General features: G+C 53.7%; 16 protein-coding genes. 13 read left to right on the top strand and 3 right to left on the bottom strand.

Annotated elements, in window-relative coordinates; translation table 11 throughout:
* Positions 1-13 precede the first annotated feature (13 nt).
* From arnT to PanJK_RS06930, 7 genes are all read left to right on the top strand, one after another.
* A complete protein-coding gene (arnT, locus tag PanJK_RS06960; RefSeq protein ID WP_265298351.1) occupies positions 14-1,675 on the top strand; it encodes a lipid IV(A) 4-amino-4-deoxy-L-arabinosyltransferase in 1,662 nt (553 codons plus the stop codon).
* Positions 1,672-1,992 carry a 4-amino-4-deoxy-L-arabinose-phosphoundecaprenol flippase subunit ArnE gene (arnE, locus tag PanJK_RS06955; RefSeq protein WP_265298349.1) on the top strand — a complete coding sequence of 107 codons (321 nt, stop codon included), beginning with the start codon at positions 1,672-1,674 and terminating at the stop codon, positions 1,990-1,992. The genes arnT and arnE overlap by 4 nt, the downstream gene beginning before the upstream one ends.
* Positions 1,989-2,354, top strand: a complete 366-nt coding sequence (gene arnF, locus PanJK_RS06950) for a 4-amino-4-deoxy-L-arabinose-phosphoundecaprenol flippase subunit ArnF (protein ID WP_265298347.1) — start codon at positions 1,989-1,991, stop codon at positions 2,352-2,354. The genes arnE and arnF overlap by 4 nt, the downstream gene beginning before the upstream one ends.
* A 234-nt stretch (positions 2,355-2,588) precedes the next feature.
* A complete protein-coding gene (locus PanJK_RS06945; protein WP_265298345.1) occupies positions 2,589-4,025 on the top strand; it encodes a sugar porter family MFS transporter in 1,437 nt (478 codons plus the stop codon).
* Between the two features lie 131 nt (positions 4,026-4,156).
* On the top strand, positions 4,157-4,978 hold the full coding sequence (locus PanJK_RS06940; protein ID WP_265298343.1) for a TIM barrel protein: 822 nt from the start codon (positions 4,157-4,159) through the stop codon (positions 4,976-4,978).
* A gap of 10 nt (positions 4,979-4,988) precedes the next feature.
* Positions 4,989-5,999: a Gfo/Idh/MocA family oxidoreductase gene (locus PanJK_RS06935; protein ID WP_265298341.1), complete on the top strand. Its 1,011-nt coding sequence runs from the start codon at positions 4,989-4,991 to the stop codon at positions 5,997-5,999.
* Between the two features lie 215 nt (positions 6,000-6,214).
* Positions 6,215-7,435, top strand: a complete 1,221-nt coding sequence (locus tag PanJK_RS06930; RefSeq protein ID WP_265298339.1) for an aromatic amino acid transporter — start codon at positions 6,215-6,217, stop codon at positions 7,433-7,435.
* Positions 7,436-7,474: 39 nt separating this feature from the next.
* Here PanJK_RS06930 and otnK read toward each other — a convergent pair whose 3' ends face one another.
* Together otnK and PanJK_RS06920 are read right to left on the bottom strand one after the other, a co-directional pair.
* Positions 7,475-8,755, bottom strand: a complete 1,281-nt coding sequence (gene otnK, locus PanJK_RS06925) for a 3-oxo-tetronate kinase (RefSeq protein ID WP_265298337.1) — start codon at positions 8,753-8,755, stop codon at positions 7,475-7,477.
* Positions 8,749-9,414: an aspartate/glutamate racemase family protein gene (locus tag PanJK_RS06920; protein WP_414858930.1), complete on the bottom strand. Its 666-nt coding sequence runs from the start codon at positions 9,412-9,414 to the stop codon at positions 8,749-8,751. The genes otnK and PanJK_RS06920 overlap by 7 nt, the downstream gene beginning before the upstream one ends.
* A gap of 205 nt (positions 9,415-9,619) precedes the next feature.
* On the opposite strand from PanJK_RS06920, the gene PanJK_RS06915 reads away from it, so the two are divergent.
* Both PanJK_RS06915 and PanJK_RS06910 read left to right on the top strand, forming a co-directional pair.
* Positions 9,620-10,867 (top strand): alpha-hydroxy acid oxidase, encoded by a 1,248-nt coding sequence (locus PanJK_RS06915; protein WP_265298333.1) that lies wholly within the window; start codon positions 9,620-9,622, stop codon positions 10,865-10,867.
* A 2-nt stretch (positions 10,868-10,869) separates the two neighbouring features.
* Complete coding sequence (locus PanJK_RS06910; protein ID WP_265298331.1) at positions 10,870-11,559, top strand: substrate-binding domain-containing protein; 690 nt, start codon at positions 10,870-10,872, stop codon at positions 11,557-11,559.
* Here the strand turns inward: PanJK_RS06910 and PanJK_RS06905 are convergent.
* Positions 11,556-12,590, bottom strand: coding sequence for a LacI family DNA-binding transcriptional regulator (locus PanJK_RS06905; RefSeq protein WP_265298329.1), 1,035 nt, complete (start codon positions 12,588-12,590; stop codon positions 11,556-11,558). The genes PanJK_RS06910 and PanJK_RS06905 overlap by 4 nt on opposite strands.
* Positions 12,591-12,853: 263 nt before the next feature.
* Here PanJK_RS06905 and PanJK_RS06900 point away from each other — a divergent pair, with 263 nt between their 5' ends.
* The 4 genes from PanJK_RS06900 to PanJK_RS06885 are packed head-to-tail and all read left to right on the top strand — an operon-like array spanning position 12,854 to position 16,748.
* A complete protein-coding gene (locus PanJK_RS06900; protein WP_265298327.1) occupies positions 12,854-14,161 on the top strand; it encodes an MFS transporter in 1,308 nt (435 codons plus the stop codon).
* Positions 14,162-14,174: 13 nt separating this feature from the next.
* Positions 14,175-14,813: an aldolase gene (locus PanJK_RS06895; RefSeq protein ID WP_265298325.1), complete on the top strand. Its 639-nt coding sequence runs from the start codon at positions 14,175-14,177 to the stop codon at positions 14,811-14,813.
* A 36-nt stretch (positions 14,814-14,849) separates the two neighbouring features.
* Positions 14,850-15,998, top strand: coding sequence for a lactonase family protein (locus PanJK_RS06890; RefSeq protein ID WP_265298323.1), 1,149 nt, complete (start codon positions 14,850-14,852; stop codon positions 15,996-15,998).
* Between the two features lie 42 nt (positions 15,999-16,040).
* Positions 16,041-16,748 (top strand): hypothetical protein, encoded by a 708-nt coding sequence (locus PanJK_RS06885; RefSeq protein WP_265298321.1) that lies wholly within the window; start codon positions 16,041-16,043, stop codon positions 16,746-16,748.
* Positions 16,749-16,837 lie beyond the last annotated feature (89 nt).

The raw sequence follows: 16,837 nt of genomic DNA, 5'->3' as shown, positions 1-16,837 counted from the left end.
ACAGGAACCACGGATGCGTACAGGCACTAAAACCGCATTACTCATCGCGCTTTTCGCGCTTTTTTACCTGATCCCGATTGAGTTCCGCGCCTTATGGCAGCCGGACGAAACCCGTTACGCTGAAATCAGCCGTGAAATGCTGTTCAGCGGCAATTGGGTGGTGCCGCATTTCTTCGATCTCCGTTACTTCGAAAAACCAATTGCCGGATATTGGGTCAATAACATTGGCCAATGGTTGTTTGGTCACACAAACTTTGGCGTGCGCGCTGGATCGATTTTTAGCACCACGTTAAGCGCAGTATTGGTCTTCTGGCTCGGCACGCAGATGTTTGCCAGCCGCCAAGTCGCGCTGACTGGCAGCGTTATTTTCCTGACTTCACTACTGGTGTACGGCGTCGGCACTTACGCGGTACTCGATCCGATCCTGATGCTGTGGCTGGTTGCCGCGATGTGCAGTTACTGGCTGGCGTCGCAGGCTAGCACCACGCGGCAACGTTTGTGTGGCTATGTTTTGCTGGGCGCGGCCTGCGCGATGGGTTTTATGACCAAAGGGTTTCTCGCGCTGGCGGTGCCGGTGTTGGCGATTCTGCCGTGGGCCATTTGGCAGCGTCGCTTCGGTGAACTGCTGCGTTGGGGACCGCTGACGATTGTGGTTGCTGTGCTGCTCAGCACGCCGTGGGCGTTGGCGATTAATCAGCAGGAAGGGGATTTCTGGCACTACTTCTTCTGGGTCGAGCATATTCAGCGTTTCGCCGAGTCGGATGCACAGCACAAAGCGCCATTCTGGTATTACATTCCAGTGTTGCTGGCGGGCTGTTTGCCGTGGCTGGCGCTGCTGCCGGGATCGCTGCTCGGCGCGTGGCGTCAGCGCAACCAGCATGCCGGGCCAATCTATTTGCTCAGCTGGGTGCTGCTGCCGCTGCTGTTTTTTAGCATCGCTAAAGGCAAATTGCCGACCTACATTTTGCCGTGCTTCGCGCCGCTGGCGCTGCTGATGGCGCACTACGCGCACAGCGCTTCACCGCAGGTGATGAAAGCGCTAAAAGTAAATGGCTGGATCAATCTGCTGTTCGGTGCGATTGCCGCAATCGTGTTGCTGGTAGTGCTAGCGCCGTGGGGCATTTCGCATCGTCCGGTGTACAGCAACGAAGAGATTGTTGGCGTGTTCTGTGCGGCGCTCTCCTTTATCGGATGGGGCGTGATGGGCTGGCTGAGCCGCAAACCGGAGAACGGTCGCTGGCAGTTAGCCGCGCTTTGTCCGCTGGCGCTGGCGTTGTTGGTCGGCTTTGCCATTCCGCAAAAGGTGCGCGACTCCAAGCAGCCGCAGAGTTTTGTCGGCGCGGTGCACGATCAGCTGGCGGAGAGTCGTTATCTGCTGGCCAACAATCCTGGCGTGGCATCGGCGGTGGCCTGGGAACTGCAGCGCAGCGACATCAATTTCTATGATGCCAAAGGCGAGTTGCAATACGGCCTGAGCTATCCGGATGCGCAGCCACACTATATTGATGCGGATAACTTTGCCGACTGGCTTCGCGTGCATCGTCGTCAGGGCAAGGTTTCATTGGTGCTGATGATGAATTCCAGCGACAAAACGCCGGATAAAAACCTGCCGGAACCGGATGATGTCTATCGTCAGGGCCGCCTGGTTTATTACGGCTACAATGCCACACCATGAATCTGCTGCTGATTTTACTGGTTAGCGTGCTGAGCTGTGCCGCCCAGCTGTGTCAGAAGCAGGCGGCTCATCTCGGCATCAAAAAGGGGATGCTTTGGCTGGCGCTCAGCATCCTGCTGCTGGGTATCGGCATGCTGCTGTGGCTGGCGGTACTGCGCGTGGTGCCGGTGAGCGTGGCGTATCCGATGCTGAGTCTTAACTTTGTGTTGGTGGCCATCGCCGCGCGGCTGATCTGGCGCGAAACCTACAGCCTACAGCAGTGGATTGGCACGCTGGCGATTGTTGCCGGTGTGGCGCTAATGGGAAGTCATCTATGAAAGCCGTGATGCTGGCGCTGTGCAGCGTATTGCTGGTATCGCTGGCGCAGCTGGTTTTGCGAATGGCGATGCTCGAATTCCCGCCGTTAAGCGCGCTGCTGAGCATGCAGCACATCAAACCGCTGCTGCTGTTAGCGATGGGCCTTGGCGCTTACGCGCTGTCGATGTTGTGCTGGATGCTGGCGCTGCGTCATCTGCCACTCAATCGGCTCTATCCGCTGCTCAGTTTGAGTTATGTGCTGGTCTGGTTAGCAGCGATTTCCTTGCCCATATTGGGGGAAACCTTTCGCTGGAGCAGCTTTGCCGGCGTGGTGCTGATTGTGTTTGGCTTGCTGCTGGTTTCGCTGCCGCGCCGCCGATAATTGTCCGTAGGGTCGCCATTCGTGGCGACCTTTTAAATTACCGTTATAAATCCTGCCTAAATAAAATATCCTCCTGATGCAATTCCATCAAAATAAAAACACCAAAATGCTTGAACTCACATTTCGGAAAACAAATTCCAAATAAAAATTAACATGAAATAAAAATGCCTTTAGCGTGAGCCTTCTGTTTTGTTCTGCCTTATTTCCTTATTTATTTTTTTACCAGGAGGTATTATGGAAAGAGAACTTTATATATCCACCAACACGGCTTCCGGCCCGAATAGCACCACACGCACCGAGCCCTTTGTTAAAATAATTGCGCTGGTCGCCACGCTTGGTGGATTACTGTTTGGCTACGATACTGGCGTGGTATCGGGCGCTTTGCTGTTTATGCGTGACGATTTACATCTCACGCCATTTACCACCGGATTAGTCACCAGTTCACTGCTGTTTGGTGCCGCTTTTGGCGCGCTGCTCGCCGGTCATTTCGCCGACGCGCTGGGGCGACGCAAAATCATTATTTCCCTCGCTTTTATTTTTGCCCTTGGCGCCATCAGTTCGGCATTTGCGCCGGATGTCATCTCAATGATCGCTTCACGTCTATTCCTTGGCATTGCCGTCGGTGGCGCGGCGGCCACGGTGCCGGTGTATATCGCGGAAATCGCACCGGCCAACAAGCGCGGCCAACTGGTCACCTTGCAGGAGCTGATGATTGTTTCGGGTCAGCTGCTAGCGTACGTGTCCAATGCCACTTTCAATGAAATCTGGGGCGGGGAGCACACCTGGCGCTGGATGATCGCCATCTCGACGGTGCCCGCCGTTTTGCTGTGGTTTGGCATGATCTTTATGCCAGAAAGCCCGCGCTGGCACGTAATGCGCGGTAACAACAACGAAGCACGCAAAGTGCTGGAGAAAACCCGCGCGGCGGATGACGTCGACTGGGAGCTGGAAGAGATCGAAGAAACCATCGAAGAGAACCGGCAACAGGGCAAAGGCCGCCTGCGCGATCTGCGTACGCCGTGGCTGCGCAAAGTGTTCCTCCTCGGTATCGGTATTGCGGCGATTCAGCAGCTGACCGGCGTCAACACCATCATGTATTACGCGCCGACCATGCTGACGGCAACCGGCTTGAGCAACGATGCCGCGCTGTTCGCCACCATCGCTAACGGCGTGATTTCAGTGCTGATGACGCTGGTCGGGATCTGGATGATCGGCAAAATTGGCCGTCGTCCGCTGGTGTTGGTTGGACAGATGGGTTGCACCGCGTGTCTGTTCTTTATCGCGGCGGTGTGCTTCTTGATGCCGGAATATCATTCTGCGGGTGACGTCAATCTGCTGCGCGCCTATCTGGTGCTGGCGGGCATGCTGATGTTCCTGTGCTTCCAGCAAGGCGCGCTGTCGCCGGTTACCTGGCTGTTACTCTCCGAGATCTTCCCGGCGCGTATGCGCGGCATCTGCATGGGCGGCGCGGTATTTGCGCTGTGGATGGCGAACTTCGCCATTTCGATGGCGTTCCCGCTGCTGCTAGCGGCGTTTGGTCTGGCCGGAGCCTTCTTAACCTTTGCGGTGATTGGTATTGGCGGATCGATGTTTGTGTTGCGCACCATCCCGGAAACCAAAGGGCGCAGCCTGGAGCAAGTCGAGCACTATTTCCATGAGTTGTATAAATGATGTTGCGTTGATGTAAATCAATCAAAGTTCTGGCAGAGCAGCAAAACGACATCGCTTACTATCGCAAGATATCGACGCGTCACAACAAAACAGAAAGTAAATAATATTACTCTTTCAGGATAGAACACACCATGACCTACAAAATAAGCCATGACCGACTCTGCGTTAATCGTAAAATTGCGTCCAACCTCAGCCTCGATCATTTTTTCTCGCTGGTTGAAAAGTTAGGGTTAAATAAAGTCGAAATCCGCAATGATATGAAAAGTGGCAGCGTAACTGATCATTTATCCGGTGAACAAGTTCGTGACCTGGCTAAACAACATGCGTTCACCATCGAAACGATTAATGCGGTTTATCCGTTTAACCAATTAACTGATGAGGTGCTGGATAAAACGCGCGCTTTATTAAACGCTGCGCGTGAAACTGGTGCCAAAGCGTTAGTACTCTGCCCACTGAATGACGGCACGGTTATTTCCCAGCAGCAAACCGTTGATGCGTTAAAAAAGCTCGCACCGTTGTTCGCCGAGTATGGCATCGCCGGTCTGGTTGAGCCGCTCGGGTTTCCGCAAAGCTCGCTGCGTTCTGCCGCGCTGACACAGCAGTTGATCAAGCAGGCGGGCGCGCCGTTCAAAATCGTACTGGATACTTTTCACCACCACTTGTACGAAGGCGCTGAGCAAGACTTTGCTGGCGGCGTCGACGTCAGCAACATCGGGCTGGTGCATCTTTCTGGCGTGATCGATGAACGCCCAACACATCAGCTAACTGACGAAGAGCGCATCATGCTGAGTGCCGACGATCTGCTGAAATCGAAACAACAAGTGCAGCGTCTGGAAGAGATGGGCTATCGCGGCATCTACGCCTTTGAACCGTTTTCTTCCGTAATGGATGGCTGGAGCGAAGAACAGATTGCCCAGGAAATTCAATCCAGCATTGCTTATCTGAATAATTAAGGAACACGCTATGACGCTCAATATTGGTGTAATTGGCACGGGCGCGATTGGTCGCGAACACATCCGTCGTTGTAGCCAGGTGCTGCAACATTCGCGCGTAGTGGCGCTGAATGACATTAACCGCGCTAACTGCGAACAGATCATTCAAGATCTGGGAATTCAGGCGGAGATTTATGACAACGCGCATGATCTGATTAACGCGCCAGAAGTGCAGGCGATTCTGGTCACGTCGTGGGGGCCAACTCACGAAGAATTCGTGCTGGCGGCAATCAAAGCGGGCAAAGCGGTGTTCTGTGAAAAGCCGCTGGCGGTCACCGCGCAGGGTTGCATGAACATCGTTGAAGCGGAAATCGCTGCCGGTAAAAAGCTGGTTCAGGTCGGCTTTATGCGTCCTTACGACAGCGGCTATCGCGCCTTGAAAACGGTGATTGAGAACGGTGAGATCGGCGAACCGTTGATGCTGCACTGCGCGCACCGCAATCCCGAAGTCGGCGATGCCTACACCACCGATATGGCCATCACCGACACGCTAATTCATGAGCTTGATGTGCTGCGCTGGTTGCTGAAAGATGACTACGTCAGCGCGCAGGTGATCTATCCGCGCTCAACGAGTAAAGCGTCTGCGCATCTGAAAGATCCGCAAATCGTACTGCTGGAAACCGCCAAAGGTGTGCGCATCGATGTAGAAATCTTCGTTAACTGCGCTTACGGCTACGATATTCAGTGTGAAGTGGTAGGCGAAAGCGGTATCGCACGTCTGCCTGAACCGATGTCGGTACAAACGCGCAGCGCGGCCAAACTCTCCACCAGTATTCTTACCGACTGGAAAAAGCGTTTCATCGATGCCTATGACGTGGAGCTGCAGGACTTCATCAATAACGTGTTGGCGGGTGAGATGACCGGGCCATCCGCATGGGATGGTTATGCGGCGGCGGTCGCGGCTGATGCCTGCGTTGCGGCGCAAAACTCGGGTGACATCGTGCCGATCACCATGCCAGCGAAACCGACGTTCTATAACTAAGTTCTTTTCCCTTCCATATACGCGCGTTTTGATGGCGTAATGCTCGTCAGTTAAGCGTCTTTCGGTCACCATAAATGGCGACCCTACAAAGGATTGGCGGTGCGCATTAATGCGCACCTGCATTATGGCGCGCGTTTTATCTCGTATCACACTCTCTTCTCAGCGTTTTCCCGTGTATCATCGCCGCTTTTAAGCAGTTTTGTAGGGAATAAGTGATGACGGAGATGACATTGTCCCGCCGCCAGCCTTCCGTATGGTGGGGCGCGATGATTATTTGCGGCACCGTAGTGGGCGCAGGGATGTTTACGCTGCCGGTGGTGATGGCGGGCGCGTGGTTTGGCTGGGCAATGGTGTTGTTGCTGATTAGCTGGGGCGGGATGTTGCTGTCCGGCTTGTTGTTTATGCGTGTCAGCTTGAAGTATCCGCCCGGCGCGGGTTACGACACCTTAACCAAAGATTTGCTCGGACGTGGCTGGGCGACGCTCAATGGTCTTAGCATCTTATTTGTCCTCGGCATTCTCACCTACGCCTATATTTCGGCCAGCGGCCCGGTTTATCAGCACTCAATTAGTCAGTTGGGGCTACCGATCTCTACCGCAGAAGCTAAAACAGTGCTGACGCTGTGCGTTGCTTTGGTAGTGTGGCTCGGCACTACCGGCGTCAGCCGTTTGATGACTTTCTGCGTGCTGGCGAAAATTCTGCTGTTGATCGTACTGTTCGGCGGCTTACTGACGCAGGTGAACGTGCCGTCGTTACTGAGCGGGCCCGCAGCAGGGGAACATTACTGGCCTTATGCACTTGGCGTGCTGCCGTTTTGTCTCGCGTCGTTTGGTTACCACGGCAACATCACCGGTCTGGTGAGTTATTACGGTGGTAATAAGCAGAATATTACGCGCGCGTTGGTCTTGGGTACCTTGCTGTCGCTGGCGCTGTATCTGTTTTGGCTGACTAGCACCATGGGAAATCTTCCGCGCAATGCGTTTCCCAAGATTGTGCAGCAGGGCGGTGATATCGCGGCACTGATGGCAGCGCTGCGTGATCATCTGCACGTTAATGCGCTGGCGCTGATGATGTCGATCTTCTCACATTTCGCGGTGATCGCTTCGTTCCTCGGCGTCACTGCTGGTTTGTTTGATTTCATCGCCGATCGTCTGGGATTCGGAAATTCACCGGGCGCGCGTCTGAAAACCGCCAGCCTGACTTTCCTGCCGCCGTTACTCGCCTCGATTTGCTGGCCGAGTGGTTTTGTCGCCGCGATTGGTTTTGCAGGACTGTTCGCGACTTTATGGGCGGTGATCATCCCGGCCATGCTGGCGTGGAAATCTCAGCAACGCTGTTCACTGGCAGTGGTTTTACTGTTTGTATTTGGCGCAATGAATATACTGGCCTGGCTGCTGAGCTGGTTTGGGGTGTTGCCGGAATTTGGTGGCCGATAAGAGAGAAAAGGACAACGTCGTGCAGACGTTGTCTTCGATTTAATGCGTAGAACCGGCTAACACGTTAAGGGCATGCGAGAAGAAGTCGCGCCGACCAAAATTCCCCGATTTTAGCGCCAGCGCCAGCGGTCGCTCGCCTTGAGCAAACAGGGCGGGCACGCCAGGATCGATTTCACTTCCAACCTGCAGCGAACCCAAATTCAACGCGCTGACCACCGCGCCCGAGGTTTCTCCACCGCCAACCACTAAACGCTGTATGCCCGCCTCGTGCACTAACTTGCGTGCCGTATCACCAAACAGCCGATCAAGGTGTTGCGAGATATTGTGCTGGCCAAACTGCTGCTGCATTTGCTTTACGGTTGCGGGATCGCCTGAGGAATAGATCAGCGGGCAACGGTTCTGTTGGGTGAGGATAAAATCCACGAGATCGTCAGCATCAATTCGTTCCGCCATCACATCCTCAATCTCTATCGCCAGCACCGCATGCTGTTTTTGGTGTTCTTCTATTTGTCCGCGCGTCGCACCTGAACAACTGCCAACTAAAATGGCGCTGGAACCTTTAATGGCAGGAAACTCACTATTGTTACCTTGTGCTTTACCGGCACTGATAAAATTGTGCGGCAGGGCAAGCGCGATGCCCGATCCACCACTGATAAGCTTCTCATCCGCAGCGGCGATGCCGATCAGCGTTAAATCGTGATCGCTGATGGCATCCACCACCACCAATTGCGCTTCCTCATCTGTCCGGGCTTGCAGAATCTCGCGCAGTGCTTCACTGCCTTGCACCACTTGCTGCCAGCCAATATGGCTGACGCGCGTTTTTGCCTGGCGCGCCAGCAAACGGCGGATATCCGCATCCTTCATGGGCGTCAAAGGATGATGCTCCATGCCAGATTCATTCAGCGGACGGTCGTGCACAAACAAATTGCCCTGATAAAGCGTACGGCCCATCGCGGGAAACGCCGGGCAGACAATCACATTGCGCGCCGCTAATCGCTGAGCCAGCGCGTCGAGTACAGGACCAATGTTGCCAGAGTCGGTCGAGTCAAAGGTCGAGCAATATTTAAATACGATCTGCGTACAGCCTTGCTGCAATAGCCATTCACAGGCAGCCAGCGATTGTTGAACAGCTTCCTCTGCGGGCAGAGAGCGCGATTTCAAGGCAATAACGCCAGCTTGCACCTGTTTGTCTGCAGATTGATGCGGTACGCCAAGATACTGCGTCGTGCGCAAACCGCCTTCGCCCACCAATCCTTTCGACAGCGTGACGGCAATATCGCTGGCACCGGTAAAATCATCGGCGATGACCCCAATCAGCATGATGATCCTCCAATCGCGAACTGCATTTTTTTCACCGCTGCATGCGGTGCCGTTAACACCGGAATCGAGACTTTCTCACGCACGGCATCGGCGGCGCGCGAGGTAGAGAAGTGCGCCAGCATAATCACATCGCAGTGACTTAACTGCGGTGCGCACTCTGCGACCAGACGATTGTGGCTGGCGACATCACCTTTACGCAGCAGGTCGATGGCATCCGGAACCAGCACGGTTTCCAGCGTCGCGGATGAACCAATTTGTTCGGCATAGTGATAAAACTCATCGCACATCGTCACTAATGACGGACCAAAGGTCGCCAGCATGCCGATGCGTTCGCCTTGCTGCAGTGCAGCCTCGAACATCGCTTCATTCGGTTTAAGCACTGGCACCGGCAAAGCCGCAGAGAGTTCATCAATCGCTGGGCCAAAGGCTGAGCAGGTCACCAGAATACCTTGCGCATTCATCGCGTAACCGTAGCGGCCAAAAGCAACGAAGCGATCAATCAACTGCAGCGAAAGCTGTTCTTCTTTTGCGCGATCCACAGTCAAACCATCATCCAGCAAATTCACCACTTCAGCCTCTGGCCAAAGATCGTTAAAAGCGTTCTGAATAGGAGACATCGCCACCGGCGTGGCATGCAGTAAAACTATGCGTTGGCTCATCATTTTCTCCGACACCAGCGATACACAAGTGAATTACAGCACACCATATCTGAGTTAGAATGAAAATGTAAGGGCTTACATTTGTCTTCATATGGTGATGCCCGTCACATAAAAAAACTGCGCATCTGTCAGGATGTAAGTGAATGCATTCGTCTGAATGCCTAATTTGAAATCGCTTACTTTTAGCTAACTCTGAGAACGCACTATGACCATTCGTGGAGAAACCACCGCTATTAACGTTAACGTGACACCCGAAGCGCAGGTGCGCCCTGCGAATACGGTGCCACGCCATTTTCGTGACTTGCTGGCGTTAGATGATTTTGAACGCCATGCGCGTAAGCGATTGCCGAATATGATTTATCAGTATGTAAAAGGCGGCGTGGAAACCGGCAGAGGACTTGCTGCCGCGCATGAGGCTTATCAGCAATATGTCTTTGTGCCGCGTATGTTCCGCGATGTTTCTGGTCGGGATCAGCGTGTGAATTTATTGGGCCATGATTGGGCGCATCCATTCGGTGTTGCTCCGCTTGGCGGCGCGTCGTTTGTCAGTTACCGGGCTGACTTAATGCTGGCGAAGGCTGCACGCGCAATGAATGTGCCAATGATCCTCAGCGCCTCGTCGCTGATTCCGTTAGAAGAGGTGATCGCCGCTAATCCCGACGCCTGGTTTCAGGCCTATCTGGCGGGCGACCAACCGCGTATCGATCGCCTGGTCGACCGCGTTGAACACGCCGGTTATAAAACGCTGGTGGTGACCGGTGATACACCGATGCTGGGTAATCGGGAACATAACACCCGCAGTGGCTTCAGCATGCCGATAAAAATCACGCCGAAAGTGATGTGGCAAAGCGCCATGAGTCCGCGCTGGCTGCTGGGCACGGTGGCGCAAACCTTCCTGCGTTATGGTGCGCCGCACTTCGAAAATACCGATGCTGAACGCGGCCCGCCAATGATGTCGAGCAAAGTGCGAAACACCAATGCACGCGACAAACTGAGCTGGAAGCACGTTGAAGCGATCCGTAAAAAATGGAAAGGCAATCTGGTGATTAAAGGGCTGATGTCGCCGGATGATGCCTTCATCGCGCGTGATCTTGGCGCCGATGCGGTGATTCTCTCCAACCACGGCGGCCGTCAGCTGGACTACACGGTGCCGCCGCTGCATACGCTCGCTGAAATTGCGGCGGCGAAGGGCAATATGAAGGTAATTATTGATAGCGGCATCCGTCGCGGCACCGATGTGATGAAAGCGATGGCGCTGGGCGCGGACTTCGTGTTTCTTGGTCGTCCATTCCTGTATGGCGCGGTGATTGGCGCTCAGGCGGGCGTTGAACATGCCATGCATATCCTGCGGGATGAAATCGATCGCGATTTAGCACTGATCGGCGTGACGCGGCCTGAGGAACTTAATGCTGCGCTGCTGCGTCGCGCTCCCTTTTTCGCACGCGAGGATTAATCATGGCGTTAACGATTTATAGCGCGCTTGCACTGAGCGCGCCGTTTAACACGCTGGTTGCCCAATGGCAGTCGCAACATCCTGATGCACCGCTGGCGATACGCTGGCATCCCAGCACCATCATCGAAAAAGAGCTCAACGCCGGCGCCGGTGCGGATGTGGTGATCGCTACGGTTGAGACGCTGGACCGCCTGACACAATCGGGTTTGGCGGATGCGGGCGCGCGTATCGAACTGGTTGATTCTCCCATCGGAATTGCGGTGCGGGCGGGCGCTGCACAGCCCGATATCAGCAATCGCGAAACGTTGATTCAGACTTTGTTAGCTGCGCGTTCGGTGGCCTGGTCAGAAGCCGGAGCCAGCGGTGTCTGGTTTTCACAATTGTTGAAACAACTCAACATTGATACGGAACTGCGCGCGCGTGGCACGGTGATTCCTGCTGGTTTTACCGCCGAGCAACTGGTGCAGGGCAACGCTGACCTGGCAGTACAGCAGATCAGCGAACTGCTGATGGTGGAGGGCATTGATGTTGTTGGACCGCTGCCAGCGGGTACGCAGCAGGCGATTTCGCTTTCGGCTGCGGTGTTAAGCCGCGCCCAACAACCTGAACGGGCGCAAGCATTTCTGAGCTGGCTGAAAACGCCGTCAGTCACGGACGTGTTCAACCGATTCGGCATGGACAGACGCGATTAGCGTTCCTGACGGGGCACCGAGCCGCTGCTGCCCCGGACAATCAATTCGGTACTTATCTGTGTCTGTATTGGTGCGGGTAAGTTATTCAGGGTGTTCAATAAATAGTGCGCGGCGTGTTCACCAATCGACGCTAAATCCACGCGCATGGTGGTCAGCGGATGCTCCAGATGTTCAGCGTATTCATAGTCGTTGAAGCCAACGATGGAGATATCATTTGGAATGCGCAGATAACGCTCGCTCGCCGCGCGCATAGCACCAAACGCCAGCAGATCGTTACCGCAGATGATGGCGGTGGGCGGCTGCGGCGCATCGAGTAAACGAAACACCGCTCTGCGCGCATCATTCATGGTGAAGGCGTTATCAATTAAATGCGTATCCGGCAGCGTCAATCCATACTGCTGCAGGGCGCGGCGCGTACCGTTCAGACGTTCTGAAATACGATCGTTGGAAGGCGGCGTGCCGACAATCACTGCAAAACGCTGATGCCCTAATCCCAGCAAATGCTGCGCCAGGGTTTCAGCCGCACCCTCGCTGTCATAACCGACACAGGGTCTTTCGCTGTCTTGCGAAAAGGTCTGCACGCAGGCGATATTCTGCTGAATAATGCGCTCCCACAGCTTTGGATGATGGGTATTGCCCACCAGCATCAAACCATCGATACCGTACTCAATCAGCTTATTAACTTCTTTCAGCTCGGTTTCCGGATCGAAGTTGGAGTTAGCCAATAGCAGCGTATAGCCGGCTTCATGAATCAGTTGCTGAAAAGCCGCCAGCGGGCGCGAAAAGGTTTCCGTCGCCAGCGTGGGTACTACCGCGCCAATCGTCATGCTGCGGCGTGAGGCGAGGGTGCGCGCGGCGCGGTTAATCACATATCCCAATTCCTCACAGGCCTTTTCCACCGCTTCACGGCGTGACGCTTTGACCGTGGTGCTGCCGTTTAATACGCGTGAAACCGTCGCCGTTGAAACGCCAGAGAGACGCGCAACATCATCCAGTGATACGCGGCCAGATCCATTTTGCTTATCACTCATCAAGTCACTCCTGCAGAAAGAGTGAGCTTGTCCACAAAAATTGCAGACACCTCACAGGTAATTTTGAAAGCGCTTACTTTTGGCTTGACTGAATTTTGTAATCGCTTACTTTTGACATCATGTTATCAGGTTGGGTGTGCCTGCTCACGTTTTTTAACACGATCATGAACTGTCACCCCCAAATTTAACCACAACGCTGACTGCAGCCGCCCTAAGGCCGCAGAACCTGTGTTAACCCTATATAAATCATAAAGGAATTCACCATGCGCAGATATCCACGAATTCGCTGGCTGATGATCGTGTTCTGCTTTTTCGCCATCGCAATCAATTACATCGATCGTATCAACCTCGCAATCGCCGCACCGCACATCAAAGCAGATTTAGGCCTCGATGACACCAGCATGGGGCTGATTCTTGGCGCCTTCTTCTGGACGTATGCGCTGATGCAAATTCCGGCTGGACGCCTACTCGATCGTCTCGGTGCACGTGCCGGACTGGCCATCGCCGTTGGCTGGTGGTCGTTGTTTACGGTGTTTACTTCGTTTGGTAAAGGATTCACTTCTCTTTTTGCGGCGCGCTTGGCATTAGGGTTGGGTGAGGCGGGGGGAAATCCGGGCTGTGTAAAAGTGGTTTACAGCTGGTTCCCGAAAAAACAGCGTGCAACGGCAAGCGGGATCTTTGATGCCGGTCCACGTGCCGGCAGCGCGCTGGCGCTGCCGCTGGTTGCATGGTTAATCAGCGTATGGGATTGGGAAACATCCTTCATCGTGACTGGCGCGTTAGGACTGATTTGGGTGGTGATCTGGTTAGTCTTCTATCGTGAGCCTGAAGAGATGAAAGGTCTCGATGAAACTGAGCGTAAAAATCTGCTGGAAGATCGTGCTTTGCCCACTACGCAGGCCGACGCAAAAGTTGAATTGTGGTCGCTGTTCCGTCATCGCAACGTGTGGGGAATGATGATTGGCTTCTTCTGCATGAACTTCGCCACCTATTTCTTTGTGACCTGGTTCCCAACTTATCTGACGGTGGCGCATGGTTTTTCATTGAAAGAGCTGGGGACGCTCGGCGCGATCCCTGCACTGATGGGGATTCCGGGAAGTCTGCTCGGCGGGATTGTGTCAGATACCCTTTACCGCAAAGGATTTAGCCTGACCGCTGCGCGTAAAACCTGTCTTATCAGCGGGATGTTGATCTCCAGCGTGATTGCTTTCGCCGCATTCACCGACAGCATTACGGTGATCCTCACCTTATTCTCCATCACTTACGCCGGTTTAGCCTTCACCGCCGCCAACATCTGGACGCTGCCAGCCGACGTTGCGCCTGCCAGTAATTACGTAGCCACGCTAGGCGGCATCCAGAATTTTGCGGGTAACCTGGCAGGGATAGTTACGGCCTCCTTCACTGGCCTGATGCTGAGCCTCAGTCACGGTTCATTTGTGGTGCCATTGTTGGTGGCGGGCGGAATCTGTGTGCTGGGTGCGCTGACCTTTATGTTTGTGCTCGGCAAACTGGAACCATTACCGATCAGCTCTAAACCGGATGCCAACGTCATTGCTACCGCCAATCAATAAGAGGAGAAACAGCATGCAAAACGAACAGTCCTTACGAGAAGAGATTTGTCAGGTGGGAGCCGATCTGTTTAACCGCGGCTATACCACCGGTACCGCGGGAAACATTAGCGCTCGCCTGGAAGATGGCTGGCTGATTACGCCAACTGATGCTTGTCTCGGACATCTGGAGCCCGGCCGGATTGCCAAGGTTAATCGCGCCAATGAATGGGTTTCGGGCGACAAGCCATCGAAGACATTACTGTTACATCGCCAGATTTATGATCGCAACCCGGAGGCGCACGGCGTGGTGCACACCCATTCCACGCATCTGGTGCAACTGACGTTAGCGGGTGTGTGGCAGCGCGACAGCATTTTACCGCCGCTGACGCCGTATCAGGTGATGAAAGTCGGGCGGATTCCGTTAATCGACTATCGCCGCCCTGGCCATGCCGATGTGGCTGCGCAGGTGGCTGAGTTGGCTAATGACGTGCGAGGCGTGATGCTGGAGAGACTTGGCCCGGTGATGTGGGGTAAATCCGTTTCAACGGTGAGCTTTGCGTTGGAAGAGCTGGAGGAAACCGCGCGACTTTGGCTGAACTGCGTGGATAAGCCCGCTGCGCTGCCAGAACAAGCCGTATTTGAGTTGTGCGAACATTTTAATACGCGCTGGTAATACCCGCATTGTTCCCTACAAAAACGAGATCCAAAGATGAAAAAGACGGTAATAGCCGCAGGCATGATGCTCTTTGCATCAACAGTATTGGCGCAGGAAAAATCTTTTGTCTACGTATCCAACGGCGACAGCGGAACGGTGACGGCTTACGAGCTGCAAAAGGCGCAGCGCCAGCTGAAACCGATTGGTGAATATCCCAGCGGCCTGAAAAGTATGCCGATGGTGGTTTCGCTGGATAACAAGACACTTTATGTCTCCGTTCGCAGTAAGCCTTACCATGTTTCGGCCTGGCATATTCAACCTGACGGCTCGCTGCAGCATTTTGCGGATACGCCGCTGCCAGAGGCGATGGCGTATGTCGCGCTGGATAAGAGCGGGAAATTCCTGCTTTCATCTTCTTACGGCGGCGATCTGTTTAGCATCAATCGCATTGTCGCGGATGGCAAAGTTGAGAGTGCGCCGGTGCAGGTGGTGCATACCGGAAAGCGTGCACATTCGATTCAGACCGATCCCAGCAACCAGTTTCTCTATGTACCGCTGCTGGGTGCCGATCAACTGCTGCAGTACAGTTTCGATAGCCACAGCGGAACCGTCACGGCGAACACGCCAGCGTTTGTGAATATCCAACGCGAGTCGGCAACCGGACCGCGTCATTTCACCTTTGCACCGCAGCGGGATGAGAAGGGTGAGCAGAATCTCTATGTGCTGACCGAAATGGCCGGCAACATTTCCCGCCTGACGTTGAACAAAGATGGCACCCTGACGGAACATGAAGCGACACCATCACTCGATCCGGCCATTGCCGCCAACATGCAGCGTGGTGAAGCGCGACCACTGACCGGCGATGATGATTTGCCAAAATCCGCCAAACCGCGGTTATGGCAAGCCGATATTCATATCACGCCAAATGGACGTTTCCTTTATTCTACCGAACGCACCAGCAGTCATATTACTGCATTTCATGTTTCACCGAGCGATGGTCGATTGACATTGATTAATAGCATGCCAACAGAAGCTCAGCCGCGTGGATTTGCTATTGATAATTCCGGACGTTATTTAATTGAGTCCGGTCAGAAGTCGACCCAGATTTCACTTTATTCCATCGATCAAGCATCCGGAAAACTGACATTAATTGAGCGTGTGCCTACCGGTAAGGGCGCTAATTGGGTCACCATCGTTGAGTAAATTTCTGCTCTACTTAATTCATTGGTAAGAAAAGGAGTATTTATGTCGACTATTCGCAAAACATTATTCAGCACATTATTGTGCTCGACGCTGTTGAGCGCAGGATTACCGACACAAGCGGCTGAAAAAGGGGTTGCCACCGATCTGGAACCACTGCACCACGTCATTCTGGAAAATAAATACGTCACGGTAATGCGCGTATTAATTCAACCCGGACAATCGACGCTATTTCATGAGCAGCATCTGGATTATGTTAATACGCACATTGAAGGGAGCCCGGTCAAAATAGAGTATCCCGACAAGCCGGTAAACATGACCGAAATGAAAAGTGGCAATGTTAAATTCGGTGAGCATCAAGGGAAATCAGATACGGATAAGGTCACCAATACCGGAAATAACGTCAATCATCAGGTGGCGTTCGAAATTAACATCCCAGGCCCGCAACATTTTGGTAACGCTTCGCGGCCTGATAATGCCGCATTTACTCAGGTGCTGGATAAGAAAACAGTGAGAGGCTGGAAGGTCACGCTGAAGCCTGGCGCCAGTACCGGCGAATATACGCAACACGGGCCTGGCGTGCGCGTGTTCTTTACCGAAGGGCGGGTACTGATTGCCGATCAAACTCATACCAATCGGGTAAAAGAAGTTTGGGTACATCCCGGCGATGCCTTTTTAACCGAGCCAGGTAAAGTCGATATAACGGCGGCAAGTGGCGAAAATATCATCTTCAATGATTATGAATTGTTATAGCACTGTTTGTATTTTGTGAATTGACGTTGTCTGATAGTGTGCACTTCTGTGGGTTGCCACAGAAGTGCATTATTGTTTTTACAATACTA

Source organism: Pantoea sp. JK, assembly GCF_026130245.1.
GTDB classification, from domain to species: domain Bacteria; phylum Pseudomonadota; class Gammaproteobacteria; order Enterobacterales; family Enterobacteriaceae; genus Pantoea; species Pantoea trifolii.
Note: the sequence above shows the minus strand (reverse complement) of the source record. Positions and strands in the feature narration are given on the sequence as shown.

Coding starts and splice junctions, on each gene's coding strand:
- otnK (WP_265298337.1), bottom strand. CDS start 8,755: ATGCTGATTGGGGTCATCGCCGATGATTTTACCGGTGCCAGCGATATT.
- PanJK_RS06935 (WP_265298341.1), top strand. CDS start 4,989: ATGACGCTCAATATTGGTGTAATTGGCACGGGCGCGATTGGTCGCGAA.
- arnE (WP_265298349.1), top strand. CDS start 1,672: ATGAATCTGCTGCTGATTTTACTGGTTAGCGTGCTGAGCTGTGCCGCC.
- PanJK_RS06920 (WP_414858930.1), bottom strand. CDS start 9,414: ATGAGCCAACGCATAGTTTTACTGCATGCCACGCCGGTGGCGATGTCT.
- PanJK_RS06945 (WP_265298345.1), top strand. CDS start 2,589: ATGGAAAGAGAACTTTATATATCCACCAACACGGCTTCCGGCCCGAAT.
- PanJK_RS06900 (WP_265298327.1), top strand. CDS start 12,854: ATGCGCAGATATCCACGAATTCGCTGGCTGATGATCGTGTTCTGCTTT.
- PanJK_RS06895 (WP_265298325.1), top strand. CDS start 14,175: ATGCAAAACGAACAGTCCTTACGAGAAGAGATTTGTCAGGTGGGAGCC.
- PanJK_RS06910 (WP_265298331.1), top strand. CDS start 10,870: ATGGCGTTAACGATTTATAGCGCGCTTGCACTGAGCGCGCCGTTTAAC.
- PanJK_RS06940 (WP_265298343.1), top strand. CDS start 4,157: ATGACCTACAAAATAAGCCATGACCGACTCTGCGTTAATCGTAAAATT.
- PanJK_RS06915 (WP_265298333.1), top strand. CDS start 9,620: ATGACCATTCGTGGAGAAACCACCGCTATTAACGTTAACGTGACACCC.
- arnF (WP_265298347.1), top strand. CDS start 1,989: ATGAAAGCCGTGATGCTGGCGCTGTGCAGCGTATTGCTGGTATCGCTG.
- PanJK_RS06890 (WP_265298323.1), top strand. CDS start 14,850: ATGAAAAAGACGGTAATAGCCGCAGGCATGATGCTCTTTGCATCAACA.
- PanJK_RS06905 (WP_265298329.1), bottom strand. CDS start 12,590: ATGAGTGATAAGCAAAATGGATCTGGCCGCGTATCACTGGATGATGTT.
- PanJK_RS06885 (WP_265298321.1), top strand. CDS start 16,041: ATGTCGACTATTCGCAAAACATTATTCAGCACATTATTGTGCTCGACG.
- arnT (WP_265298351.1), top strand. CDS start 14: ATGCGTACAGGCACTAAAACCGCATTACTCATCGCGCTTTTCGCGCTT.
- PanJK_RS06930 (WP_265298339.1), top strand. CDS start 6,215: ATGACGGAGATGACATTGTCCCGCCGCCAGCCTTCCGTATGGTGGGGC.